This window comes from Leptospira sp. GIMC2001, from assembly GCF_028462125.1.
Taxonomy (GTDB): Bacteria; Spirochaetota; Leptospiria; order Leptospirales; family Leptospiraceae.
The window spans coordinates 3453282-3465065 of the sequence record NZ_CP115468.1 but is presented as its reverse complement, the minus strand read 5'-3'; the positions used below and the strand labels follow the sequence as shown (position 1 = coordinate 3465065).

Sequence of the window (11784 nt, the reverse complement as noted above, 5' to 3'; positions counted from 1 at the left end):
GAATTTAGCATATTACAAGAATATGGTGGGAGTTTTTATGTGTATTAGCAATCGTATTTTTAAGAATTTTGCTTATTTAATAGTCATTTTCAGTTTGGTTACTGAGTGTTCTGTTCTCAATGATGTACCAATATTAGGTGATATCGCTGGAACGAAGGATGAGGAGCAGCGGGAAGAAGATGAAAGGAATCTATTGATCCTTTTGGCGGCTGCGGCTTCTGGGGGTGGCAGCACAGCGGGTGGGGTGACTTCTTGTGCAAATCTACAACCGGTTTCTCCCGGTGGCACTGTAAATTCTTTGGCATCTGGGGATACCAGTTTTAGAACGGGATATGCACAAGTTACGAGCAACAATCAGGATGCATTCGTTCAAAGATTGGAAGGTGGAAGTCCCATTTGGTGCTATTACTATGATAGGTCAGCTGCCGATACTCGTGGTGAGCGAATTCTATATTCAAATAATGAATTATTTGTAGCATTCACAACAGATGGTGGTAACGCAGATTTTCGCACAACAGCAAATGCCGTTCAGAATAGTTATGGCCGAGGTGGTGGACCGAAAGTAATTTATCTTGCACGATTGAACTTAGAGACGGGAGCCATTGTAAATGCAACTTATTTGGGCGCAAGGTTGAATGACGGTCGAACCAATACGACCAGTCCTCAATTTTTAGAAATTGTCAATTCTAGAATTCGAATCACATTGAATACGGCTTATGATGCAGGAGCTGCAAGTGATAGCTTAGATCCAGGAAAAATTTGCGATTCTGGATCTTCAAGGACGATCGAGTTACCATTCACTTTAGATTCCATCACTTCCATAAACTGTTCTAAGTATATCAATTGATAAAGTAAGAATGGATAGCTAATCTAATATAAGGATTCATTTTCATTGATCTGAATCCTTATACGAACTATTTGCATAAGAGTTAGTAAATTAGGTAAATAGTTTGTTGATTGTGGGCGAATCTATCCGATTTTTATCAATAGAGACCTGATAGAATGATTCCTTCTGAAGAACCCGCGTCCGAACAATTGCAACGAGACACCCAAACCAATTCTCTAGCAAATGAAGATTCTCAAGAATCACATTTTCCTGATTCTACAAAAACTGGTTCAGAGGATGCGAATGAATCATCCTCATCGAAAAATTTTGCCACATTCAATGATGGAAACCAATTTACAGATGAAGATTTAGTAACAGAGCCAGAACTCAAAACTCTGATTCTCCAATACAATCCCAATGTCATGAAAGACATTATCAAAATTGAGAAGGGTGTAGAGAATTTTTTCCTATTCAATGGTGCTGTCTATGCACTCTCTAAAGCAGAAGAGTTGGTTTATCTCAATAACGAGACGCTAGACATCCTTGCATCGAAAAAAGCAATCGTAAGATTTCAATATATTGACTATTCAGACGAGATCCAAGATTTAATTCTCCGCAATGTTGTGATACGACCTGTCGGTCTCAAAGCTGATATGATAAAAAAGGTCAAAATAGCTTGTATGAGAGCAAGTGCTCTGTCTCTTATAATGCATATTTCCAAACGAGATCAAATCATTGCAGACCGGATTAAATCGAATGACTTAAGTCATTGGATTATGAATCAATATTTTATTTCTGAATCGGGAACAGTTATGGATGTGAACAATCCAAAGCAGCTTCCCGCGATAATAAAAAAAATTGATAATCTATCTTTTGAAAGCTTCCTTGAATCTCGATTCAAATTATTTCCTGAATTATTTGTTGGAATACTCAATATTCTTGGTAAAAGATCAGGCGAACCTTATATTGAGACATTTTCCTCTATGGAAGTTAAGGAACCTGCTCATAAAGTAATACAAGCTCGAGGTGGTCTATCTATATTAGTAGAAGCAGCACCTTACTTCAGTTTTATAAGAACTGCTATCCATGAACTCGCATCAACAGAGACGGATTCACATGCACCGAAACCCGTTCGATCCGAATTAGAAACGATCGTTGATCTATTTGGCTTGATCGCTAGAAATATTTTGATCGATATACTTCCACCAGAGCAGAACCAATCCATAGATAGAAATTCTGCGAATAATTTCCCTTCATACTTAGAAGAACTGGAGAAGCATCCTTCATTTTCATCCAGTGGTGGTTGGGATGGTGCTGAGACTTTTCTTACAATTTTTCGTTCAATCATACAGAAATCGACAACTCTGTCTGAGGCAAGAAACGAATATTTGATCGAATTTATTTTGAAAGAAAATTTAAAATCTTTGAATATGAAATTTGAGCCTGTACTAATTCGCTATGATGAATTCAATGTTGACTTGACTCTTCAAGAAATTCTAGGCATAGAAAAGAAGACACTTTTTTCAAAATTTTTGGATCGCTGTAAGACCAATCCCGAACTGATTTATAAATTGGAGAGAAGAGCAAATCATGGGATCTATGGAATTCAACTTCTTTTTCGAGAAAATCTTCCAAACGGTTTTATTGAGAATCGTAAAAAGCGAAACTTATTGCATTCCATGGCTCGCGAGTCTGGAATAAAAAATGGAATCTATGAATTTCTTGCAGAGGTTCCCCTCAATCACCCAGATCGAGTTCGTTTGGTTCAAGAACAACTGAAGTTGTCTAAATCCATTTCTGAATGGGAGAAAGATCAAGAGGAAGAGAGAATCCGAAAGGAGAATGAAGCCAAAGGACTTATCAAAAGATTCTTAGAATGGCTATTATCGCTGTTTGGAATTGCAGCATCAGTATCTGCAAGGCGTGATGATGATCGAAGTGATGACAACTCATCCAATGGATCAAAAGATAAAACATACAATCGAAATCCAAAATCAGATAAATCCAATGAAACTGTCGCACAGAAGAAATCTGTTGGTGTTTATGGCGGCCCGAAAGAAAGAGAGATTTCAATTCCGACCGCAGTGCAGAAAGCCATTGACTTTGTTGATCGAAGCAATCGGGGTATAATATGGCTTGATGATGTAGTCTCCGCTATGCGATCTTCACAGTACACTCTTACTAAAGTAAGTGATATGATGTTTTATGATAAGCAGCGAAGATATATAGAAATTCGAGCTTTAAATGATATCAGACATGTTTTTATCCGTAAGGAACTTGAATCTGATATAGATTGGATAAACAACTCAATTGATTATTTGGACAATTCTACTTCGCGGAATCCAGAATTTCAAGCTCTCAGTCAACAATTGAAGAAATTACTCTAGAGTAATCTATTCATCAAACGATTTCCAGTTTCTTGAATGTTTTCCAGTAAATTTAAAAGATAAACAAATTTACTAAGGCGATATGTTTAGTTAGAATTGCCTTTCATCTTCTGAAGAATTTTCATTAGATTACTCTTAATTTTTCGTTTTTGGTCTTCGGTTAGTGCTAGAGTTCCTTGTTCTGCTCGTTCGATCACCAACTCAGCTTTTGTTACAAAATCTAGAGCCTTCTCATCAATTCTATCTTGATTCTTTCTATACTCATCGAGTGCTTTCTGTACATCTAATAATTCTTTAGAAATGGTTCCGATAGTCACGTTCAGATTGATTATATTTTCGTCATTTGAAGCTTGCATGAATTTCTCCTATTCTGTAAAAATTGAGATTATTGGCAATCTTTAGTATTTGAATATACTTGAATTGGAATGCAATTGATAGATTCAGATTGCATTTATACTTCGCTTGTATTCAAATATTTCAATCAGTTTTTATATAGCACGTCTATGTATTTTTTCTTAGCTTCAAGATGCTCTTTGAAAGTCTCCGAGAAATAATGGGAACCATCTGGCTTCAATAAGAAGAATAATTTATTCGATTTCTGTGGTCTAAAAGCCGCTTCCAATGCGGGAAATCCTGGATTGGAAATCGGACCAGGCGGCCAGCCAGGATTGATATAGGTATTGTAAGGACTATCAATCTTAATGTCCTTTTCAAAAAGTCTTTTCTTGGGTTTGTCAAAAAGATATTGAACTGTTGCACAGCTTTCCAGTGGCATGTCTTTGTCGATTCGAGTTTCAAAAACGCCAGCCATCATCGGTCGTTCATTCGGTCGAACAGCTTCTCTCTCTACAATGGATGCTAGAATAACTTTGGTATGAAGATCTGCAGGACTCAAATTTTTTGATTCTTCAATTTTTTCTAATTTAACATAGAATCTTCGAATCATCATTTCAAGAATACGATCTAAAGGAAAATTGATAGGAACCGAATAAGTCTCAGGAAACAAATATCCTTCTAGACTGTTGCCCGGAATCTTATACTTATCTAATAACTTTTTGTCTTGAGCTGCAAGAAGGAACTCTTGTCTTGTTTTGACCAAATTTTTCTTAACTAGGATATCTCCAATCTGGCGATTGTTGTATCCTTCGGGAATTGTGAAATGAACCAATTTGACTTTGCCATCTACGAGAACCTGCAAGATCTTGCGCGAGGTCATTCCATCATTGATTTCGTAAACTCCCGATTTAATTTTCGATTCACTTCTTGTAAACCGCAATAGATACTTGAAATAGACAGATGATTTGATCAAACCGTTTGTACTCAATTCTTGGGTTACCTTAGAAGAGCTCATTCCCGGATCGATGATTAGATCGTACTTGACTTGTCCGTCTCCTACCGCTCCACCCTTCATCTCATCGATAATCGCAAGACTAGAAATCACTCCCAATACAATGACAATAAATCCAACGATCAGATATCGAAATAATTTAGTTTGAAGAATATTCACTGATTTTATTTTTTTACCCATAATCCCATTGTAAACGAAAATTTATCCCTGGATCATAAGATAAAAGAATGATAGCGCACCTGTATAGAAAATCGATACACTAAAAGCCAGAACAACTCTCGATGTAAATTTCGCAAATTTTGCCTGCTGCAATATATAACTGAAAAATACTCCGAGCATAAATTCAGCCGGTAGAACATAAATAGCTGCACTTCCAATCAATTCAACATCCTTTGCGATCCAAACTGGAATCATATGCATTGTCTCTTCCGAGATCCAAAAAATCGCGAGAGCTATAAATCCTGTAATTATATGGAGATTGCCTCCAAGCTTTTCATGGACATATTGTGCGCTAACTACCGAAATAAAAAGTGGAATCGTCCATAGACCTGCCATATAAGCAGATACAGTTCCAATCTTGGGGAATCCATCATCAGGAAAAATCAAAACTCCGAGGACTTGGGATAAAAACCAATCAGGTAAAACTTGAAATATGCTGACCAAAAGGCTGAATCCAAAAAGAAATCGCCATGAATAAATATTTGCATATTTGATCAGAAGAGGTGTTGAGATAATGAAAACGACTACGAGAAAGAACATTCTGAATCCAGTAGGAACGTCATTTGGTGCAAATAGAACCAAACCACAGAGAATTGAAAAACTAATAAGATAAACGATAAAAATTTTTATTTCTCGAGACATGGGCTAAATCTCTATACCACAAAAAGGCTGTAAAGTCCGAAAACAGGGATTTTTGCTTGCTATAAAATGGTTTGATCTTAAACTAATCTTGATGGGAACTAAATTCAAAGGAACCAAGAGAGAGATTCAATCCCTCAACGCATTCATTAAATTAAAAAGAGCAAGCGAGTCATTATCTGCAAAATTGAATCATAGTATGCAGGAATTCAATCTTACTGAATCACAATTCGGAATCATGGAAGCTTTATATCACTTAGGGCCGCTATGCCAGAAAGAATTAGGTATGAAAATTTTAAAGTCGACAGGGAATATAACTCTTGTTATCGACAATTTAGAAAAAAGAAAACTAGTTCTTCGGAATCGAACTTTTGAAGATCGAAGATATATATCTATAACGCTTACTGAGGAAGGACATGAACTCATAAGTCGTTTTCTACCTCATCATGTAACTGCGATCACATCAGAATTTTCCGTTCTTTCTGTTCAAGAAATGGACACACTTGGTAAGATCTGTAAGAAATTAGGACTTTCGATCACAAATAGTCCTGAATGCATTAAAGCTCATGAATGATATTACCATAGCAAAAGATTTAATTATGTTCAGACAATTTATAACGAAAGGGGTTTAGGATGGAATTAACAACAATCTTAATGTATGTGATGTCAATTTTTTATTTCACAGCTGGTGTTACACATTTTACGCATACTAAATTTTTTCTGCGAATTGTTCCAGCCTTTCTTCCATATCATAAGGCAATTGTCTATATAAGCGGAGTCGCAGAAATCGTTCTTGCGATTGGACTGATTCCTGAGATGACCCGAATCTATGCAGCTTGGGGAATTATACTTCTCTTGATTGCAGTTTTTCCAGCAAATATTTATCAACTCGTTTCTGATAAAGCTCGGATGAAGATTCCGAAGTGGAGTCTTGTTTTGAGACTGCCTATGCAGTTTGTTCTGATCTATTGGGCTTGGATATATACTCATTGATTTTTTCATTTGAAATCCAATTGTTTATACATCAATAAACTGAATTATCTATTTGTACAAGAGATTTGATTTCATTGGGTGAGCAGAAAATTCTAGAAGATGATTCCTACTAGATCCAAATATGCGTTAATTGGTAAGACTTATATCAAGTCTCAAGACTCTGGATTCCACAAACACAATCTCAATCAAATTCTGTTAGTCAAAAAAGGTTTAATTGTTCTTGAGGATGATTGTAGTAAAAAGCCTTTGCATGGCAATCTATCCGCATTTATTCCTAAATCGATTCTACATAGAGTTATCTCTTTAGGTGATGATGTAGAATTTGCTTCTATTTATATATCAGATAGTAAAAATTTGAATGCGAATATTTCTAATATAAAAATATTCAATTCATCTAATCTGTTTAGAGAGTTAATTCTTGAGTCAAGTCGTATAAAAAAGGATAAGGATATTAAAACTAAAATGATAGACTTGGCAACAGAGTTGATCGAGGTCGAAGTTGAAAAAAATTCAATGCCAGGACTTGAACTTCCGTTAACTAAAGATTCTAAAGTAAAACCCTTCATTGATCACATAGAAAAAAAATATCAAGAAAAAACTGTTTTATCAAGTCTGACAGGAACATTGCCTTATTCTTCGCGGCAGATTCATCGACTTTTTACACAAGCACTGAAAATAAGTCCAAGTCAATATCTTAAAATAAAAAGAATTCAAACGGCATGTATCTTACTTGCTACAACAGATCGATCGATTGTTGAAATCTCTGAAGATTGCGGATATGAATCAATTTCGTCGTTCTATTCAAATTTTGAGGAATTGGTCGGAGTCCCACCTAAGAAATTTCGATTGATACAAGGTTAGAATTGCGAGCTAACCTTGTAATTAGATTGATACTCTGAATTTCTTCAGAATCCCATTTCTAAATCTTTGAATTTACAAGACCGTATATTCCGTACCCAATCATGTATTTTAACTCATAGGTTGGAAACTTTTCAGATATCAATTCTTGTAACTTGTCATAGTGGCTTTGAGCCTTATCGGACTTTAGCTCAGATTTTTTAGAACCCAGTGTTTCGATATAATCTTTTGTTATAGAATCCGCAGCTTTCAGATAAGCTATTTGTTCTGGAATCGCGGAGCCTATTGTCGATTCTTTTCCACGACCAGCTAAAACTTTTGATTTAGAATCTGCAATTTCTTGCAACTTAGTCAATGATTGAATCCAAGAATTTATATCGGGTTTCGCATTCCCACCTACAATTCCACCTTCCAGCCAAGCATGAGCATTAGGGTGAATAAGGTCACCAACGACATAGCTATCTGTAGTTGGAATATAAGCAACTGTTTGGTTTGAACTTACACCAGCCGATCCTAACTCTATCAGATTTACTTTGTCTCCACTACCTAGATCTATTTCATATTTATCATTGAAAGTTATATCGATCGGTTCTAGTTTTGGATAATTTTCTTCTGTGAAAGCTTTTGCAATTTTTACCCAGAAATACTTTTTGTATTCATGTACCTCTTTCATAGATTGTGCTGTTTTTTCACTCGCAATGATTTTGGCACCAAGTTTTCTATATTCAGATATCCCATTGAATTTGTCAGGATTCGGATGTGTGATAACTACATAAAGAATAGGAGTTTTGGATTGGGATTGGAAGGCTTCAATGCTTTGCTTCGCATAACTAGGAGTAAACTGAGTATCGAAAGCAACCGCCGCAGATCCATTATCATAGTAATAATTTTTTGTATCAAATCCGTTAGCATCTGTTTTGAATGTAAACATAGTTCCTTTTTTGCTGCAATTAGCAGTAGTTAAAATCGTGAATCCGATCAGTCCGAGCAGGCTTAATTTTTTGAAATTTTCAAGCATAATTTGTCTCCTTTTATCTCATAGAATAAACTAAAATTTAGAATCTGTCTTCCGATTCAGAGACATTGTTTTCCAGAATTCGGACTTTTTATCTGCAAGGTCCCTATCTAAAATTAAAAAATCTGCTTCATTCGCATATTAATTCCTGGTAGGAGTAGATTCTTTTCTAAATAAGATGATAGACTTGGTTCTAGTAGCTTGGGATCTCATTCCATCCTCATATCGTTCTAACCTCGAGGATTATTCATTTATGCTTTTTTCTAATACAAATGATACTATTGCAGAATTCCTTCTTGAGAATTCGAAGAAGAATATTTTTTCATCCGAACAGATTCATGCTTTTTATATTTCATACAATGGACTATGTTTATTGGATTCTTACGGAATTATTATTAACGTTAACAGAAGTTTTTATGATATTATGCAGATCAATATTCATGAGTCCATTGTCGGTAAAAGTTGGAGTGCAGTTTTGACTCAATGCGGCCTAGAATTTCCTTCTTCTATGGAAACCTCAGGCTTTGATAAGATGCAAGGCTTCAAGACTCATCTTATTCATAAGAAAAAATCAAATTCTGGAACACAGCCTATTTTACTTTCCATATATTTTAGACAAGATGGAAGTATATTATTGGTATTGAATGAGATTAGCGATAGAAATTTTGAAGTTGAAAATTTTCTGGAGCCAGCAGAGCTTTCAAGATCTCGAGATTATCAAAGTATTTCCGAAAAAGAAAGAGGTTATCTGAGTCAAGATATTTTGACCAAAATTCCCAATCGACATCAATTCTATTCTTTTATTAAAGAAGAACTAAATCGATTCAGTCACGGCAGGGATATCAATTCAGAGATCGCTGTCATTCTGATTGATATAGATAGATTTTCTTTGATCAATGAATTAAAAGGGATCGAGGAAGGGAATCGAATACTTATTGAATTTGCAGACAAGTTACTCTCAGAGATGGCAATAGATCCCAATTTATTTTGTTCCAGATTAGAGGGAGATGAATTTGGACTTGTGATCCGCGGGCTCTTAACTGAGAAGAGTTTAAATGATCGCTTGGAGAATCTAATTGACAAATTAAGGTTTACTTTAGAATTTTCTGGATCGTCCTCGGTTTATCTTACTTTGAGTGCGGGAGTTAGCTTTCTCAATCGAAAATATACCATAGTCGAAGAGGTGGTTCGAGATGCAGAGATAGCTCTGATGGAAGTAAGAAAAAGGGGAGGAAATGGATACAATATATTTCGAAATGAAATGTATAAGAGAAAGCTTAACAATCATTCTTTAGAGAATGATTTGCACTTTGCTTTAAAGAATCAAGAATTGGAATTGCATTTCCAACCTATTTATTCAGCTCAACAAAAGAAAATTATCAGTTTTGAAAGCTTAATTCGATGGAACCATCCTAGACTAGGATATTTACCGCCTCTAGAATTTATTTATATTGCGGAATCATCAGGTCAGATTTTAAAATTAGGAGAGTTTGTTATAGATCGTGCTGTGCAGGTATTGCACAATTTTAATAAGAATTCAATAGATTGCGAAGTAAGTGTCAATATTTCTCCGATTCAATTTTACAATCAAGATATTCGAGATTTGATTCAAGTGGCTCTAACCAAATATTCTGTGAGTCCGTCTAAACTGCATATTGAGATTACAGAAAGTACGCCTTTTACTGACATCACCTCGAGCTTGAACAAAATCCATGAATTGTCTCAACTCGGAATCAAGATATTTCTGGATGACTTTGGAACTGGTTATAGTTCGCTTAGTTTACTCAATCGTTTTCCAATTCATGCATTGAAAGTGGATAGGTCGTTCATTGTTGGAATGAAAGAAAAGAAGGTAATCGAAATTTTAAAAATTATTCAATTACTTGGCAGTAGAATGAATTTTAAAGTTGTAGTGGAAGGTATTGAGATTCAACAAAATTTCAAGATCTTGAAAGATATAGGTTTTGATCTCATGCAAGGATTTCTGATTAGCAGACCGATGCCTGAGAAAAATATTTACAAATTAAAAAGAATGATAAAATAAAAAGGTAGAAAACAAAAGAATGAAAATCGAGTTCTCAACGAAAGATAATTACGTAATTGCAAAAATTTCCGAGGCTATTACATTGTACAATGCCGAACAAACCAAAAATGATTTAGAACAATCTGTTGAACGAAATGAAAAAAAGAATTTGGTTATAGATTTAAAAGAAACTCCATATCTTGATTCGTCTGGAATCGTTGCTCTGCATAAGCTTCAAAAAACTTTGGAGGCCAAGGACTTAATTCTGTATTTGATTCAAATCAATGCGAGTATTCTCGCTGCTCTAAAGTTATCTGGTCTGAATGTGCAGTTCAATATTCTTGAGAACTATGAACAGTTGCCTGGATAGCAACTGTTTCATATTGGCTATTTGAGTCGGTTATTTTCTAGAAAGTATTTTACTTGGATTGTTACCGAATTTCTTTTTAAACGCTGAACTAAATTTACTAAAATTAGAATATCCGATTGTTATAGCAACTTCTGTAACCGATTTATTGCCTGATTCCAGTAACATTTTTGCAACTTCAAGTTTATGGTCTTGAAGAAATGAATAAGGTGGAACTCCAAAGACTTTTTTGAAACCGACTTTTAGCTTGTATTCATTAAGTCCAGTCAGCTTTGCTAATTCACTCAATGGTGGTGGATTGTCCATCTTTGTTAGAAGAATTTCTTTTGCTTTGTGTAGCTTTTCATAATCGCGCTTCGACAAGCGTAAAAGTTTTTTATCTTTATTTGGTTCATTACTCCATTGCCAAAAACTCACCCATATAACTTCGAGAAATTTTAATTGAATAAATTCTCTACGATGCTTCTTGTCAAATGGCATTCTCTGAATTTGGCTAAGAATAGAAATAATTGTCTGATTGATATGCTTAGTATCTACAAGAATTCCGTCATCGATCTCTGCAAATTTTGCAAGAAAGCTATCTATTTGTTCTTTAGAAAATATACTTTTATCAAGGAAATTCAATAAAACATTTGGATCAAAATTCACAATCATAGAAATTGCATTTTGATTTTCTTGGAAATCTAAAGTAGTTTGTACAGGATACGAAACGTAATAAATGTTACTTGGATTGATCAAGAGATCTGCTTTATCCTTGCTAGACTTCATCAAAATAGTTCCGTTGATCGTATAGTGAAAAGTATGAGAATAATTCAATAGATCTTTCTCTATTGTGAAATTTTGGGTACGATTCGAGTCAAAAAAATACACTTCGAGCCCTTCCATTATTTGAAGATGCCAAGTAAATCTCTCAAATGGTTCCGGTTGGGAAAGTTTGGATTCGAGGCGACTCATCTCATGAAAGAAAAAATCTTTCGCGTTGAAATCATCTTTATAGGTCAGTTCGTATAAAAAGGATTTAATTGTGGATATGCTATCTTTATAATATTCCTGATTTAAGTCTGTTCCTGCTTCAAAAAAATACATATTATTTCCTAAAATTAATTTAT

Annotated in this window: 12 protein-coding genes; 7 read left to right on the top strand and 5 right to left on the bottom strand. The window is 34.9% G+C overall.

Going from position 1 to position 11784, the window contains the following annotated elements; translation table 11 throughout:
- Positions 1–37 precede the first annotated feature (37 nt).
- On the top strand, positions 38–847 hold the full coding sequence (locus O4O04_RS17410) for a hypothetical protein (protein ID WP_272533054.1): 810 nt from the start codon (positions 38–40) through the stop codon (positions 845–847).
- A gap of 155 nt (positions 848–1002) precedes the next feature.
- Entirely contained in the window at positions 1003–3213 is a 2211-nt protein-coding gene (locus O4O04_RS17405; RefSeq protein ID WP_272533053.1) for a hypothetical protein, read from the top strand.
- 86 nt (positions 3214–3299) lie between these two features.
- Here the strand turns inward: O4O04_RS17405 and O4O04_RS17400 are convergent, their stop codons facing one another.
- The 3 genes from O4O04_RS17400 to O4O04_RS17390 all read right to left on the bottom strand — a co-directional run bounded on the left by O4O04_RS17400 (position 3300) and on the right by O4O04_RS17390 (position 5422).
- Positions 3300–3569: a hypothetical protein gene (locus O4O04_RS17400; RefSeq protein ID WP_272533051.1), complete on the bottom strand. Its 270-nt coding sequence runs from the start codon at positions 3567–3569 to the stop codon at positions 3300–3302.
- Between the two features lie 125 nt (positions 3570–3694).
- A complete protein-coding gene (gene mltG / locus O4O04_RS17395; RefSeq protein ID WP_442915909.1) occupies positions 3695–4741 on the bottom strand; it encodes an endolytic transglycosylase MltG in 1047 nt (348 codons plus the stop codon).
- A gap of 21 nt (positions 4742–4762) precedes the next feature.
- Positions 4763–5422, bottom strand: a complete 660-nt coding sequence (locus O4O04_RS17390; protein WP_272533050.1) for a DUF6989 domain-containing protein — start codon at positions 5420–5422, stop codon at positions 4763–4765.
- 91 nt (positions 5423–5513) lie between these two features.
- Between O4O04_RS17390 and O4O04_RS17385 the strand changes: the two genes are divergently transcribed.
- From O4O04_RS17385 to O4O04_RS17375, 3 genes are all read left to right on the top strand, one after another.
- Entirely contained in the window at positions 5514–5993 is a 480-nt protein-coding gene (locus O4O04_RS17385; protein WP_272536140.1) for a MarR family winged helix-turn-helix transcriptional regulator, read from the top strand.
- A 59-nt stretch (positions 5994–6052) separates the two neighbouring features.
- Positions 6053–6412: a DoxX family protein gene (locus O4O04_RS17380; protein WP_272533049.1), complete on the top strand. Its 360-nt coding sequence runs from the start codon at positions 6053–6055 to the stop codon at positions 6410–6412.
- 99 nt (positions 6413–6511) lie between these two features.
- Entirely contained in the window at positions 6512–7273 is a 762-nt protein-coding gene (locus O4O04_RS17375; RefSeq protein ID WP_272533048.1) for a helix-turn-helix transcriptional regulator, read from the top strand.
- A 58-nt stretch (positions 7274–7331) separates the two neighbouring features.
- Here the strand turns inward: O4O04_RS17375 and O4O04_RS17370 are convergent, their stop codons facing one another.
- Positions 7332–8288 carry an MBL fold metallo-hydrolase gene (locus O4O04_RS17370; protein WP_272533047.1) on the bottom strand — a complete coding sequence of 319 codons (957 nt, stop codon included), beginning with the start codon at positions 8286–8288 and terminating at the stop codon, positions 7332–7334.
- Positions 8289–8538: 250 nt separating this feature from the next.
- Between O4O04_RS17370 and O4O04_RS17365 the strand changes: the two genes are divergently transcribed.
- Together O4O04_RS17365 and O4O04_RS17360 are read left to right on the top strand one after the other, a co-directional pair.
- Positions 8539–10329 (top strand): putative bifunctional diguanylate cyclase/phosphodiesterase, encoded by a 1791-nt coding sequence (locus tag O4O04_RS17365; protein WP_272533046.1) that lies wholly within the window; start codon positions 8539–8541, stop codon positions 10327–10329.
- A gap of 19 nt (positions 10330–10348) precedes the next feature.
- Positions 10349–10678 (top strand): STAS domain-containing protein, encoded by a 330-nt coding sequence (locus tag O4O04_RS17360; RefSeq protein WP_272533044.1) that lies wholly within the window; start codon positions 10349–10351, stop codon positions 10676–10678.
- A 30-nt stretch (positions 10679–10708) separates the two neighbouring features.
- Here O4O04_RS17360 and O4O04_RS17355 read toward each other — a convergent pair whose 3' ends face one another.
- Positions 10709–11761: a helix-turn-helix transcriptional regulator gene (locus O4O04_RS17355; protein WP_272533043.1), complete on the bottom strand. Its 1053-nt coding sequence runs from the start codon at positions 11759–11761 to the stop codon at positions 10709–10711.
- Positions 11762–11784 lie beyond the last annotated feature (23 nt).

What these genes read in the sequence shown, in the direction of transcription:
- O4O04_RS17370 (WP_272533047.1), bottom strand. Translation starts at nt 8,288, where the DNA reads ATGCTTGAAAATTTCAAAAAATTAAGCCTGCTCGGACTGATCGGATTC.
- O4O04_RS17400 (WP_272533051.1), bottom strand. Translation starts at nt 3,569, where the DNA reads ATGCAAGCTTCAAATGACGAAAATATAATCAATCTGAACGTGACTATC.
- O4O04_RS17380 (WP_272533049.1), top strand. Translation starts at nt 6,053, where the DNA reads ATGGAATTAACAACAATCTTAATGTATGTGATGTCAATTTTTTATTTC.
- mltG (WP_442915909.1), bottom strand. Translation starts at nt 4,741, where the DNA reads ATGGGTAAAAAAATAAAATCAGTGAATATTCTTCAAACTAAATTATTT.
- O4O04_RS17390 (WP_272533050.1), bottom strand. Translation starts at nt 5,422, where the DNA reads ATGTCTCGAGAAATAAAAATTTTTATCGTTTATCTTATTAGTTTTTCA.
- O4O04_RS17405 (WP_272533053.1), top strand. Translation starts at nt 1,003, where the DNA reads ATGATTCCTTCTGAAGAACCCGCGTCCGAACAATTGCAACGAGACACC.
- O4O04_RS17365 (WP_272533046.1), top strand. Translation starts at nt 8,539, where the DNA reads ATGCTTTTTTCTAATACAAATGATACTATTGCAGAATTCCTTCTTGAG.
- O4O04_RS17375 (WP_272533048.1), top strand. Translation starts at nt 6,512, where the DNA reads ATGATTCCTACTAGATCCAAATATGCGTTAATTGGTAAGACTTATATC.
- O4O04_RS17355 (WP_272533043.1), bottom strand. Translation starts at nt 11,761, where the DNA reads ATGTATTTTTTTGAAGCAGGAACAGACTTAAATCAGGAATATTATAAA.
- O4O04_RS17410 (WP_272533054.1), top strand. Translation starts at nt 38, where the DNA reads ATGTGTATTAGCAATCGTATTTTTAAGAATTTTGCTTATTTAATAGTC.
- O4O04_RS17360 (WP_272533044.1), top strand. Translation starts at nt 10,349, where the DNA reads ATGAAAATCGAGTTCTCAACGAAAGATAATTACGTAATTGCAAAAATT.
- O4O04_RS17385 (WP_272536140.1), top strand. Translation starts at nt 5,514, where the DNA reads ATGGGAACTAAATTCAAAGGAACCAAGAGAGAGATTCAATCCCTCAAC.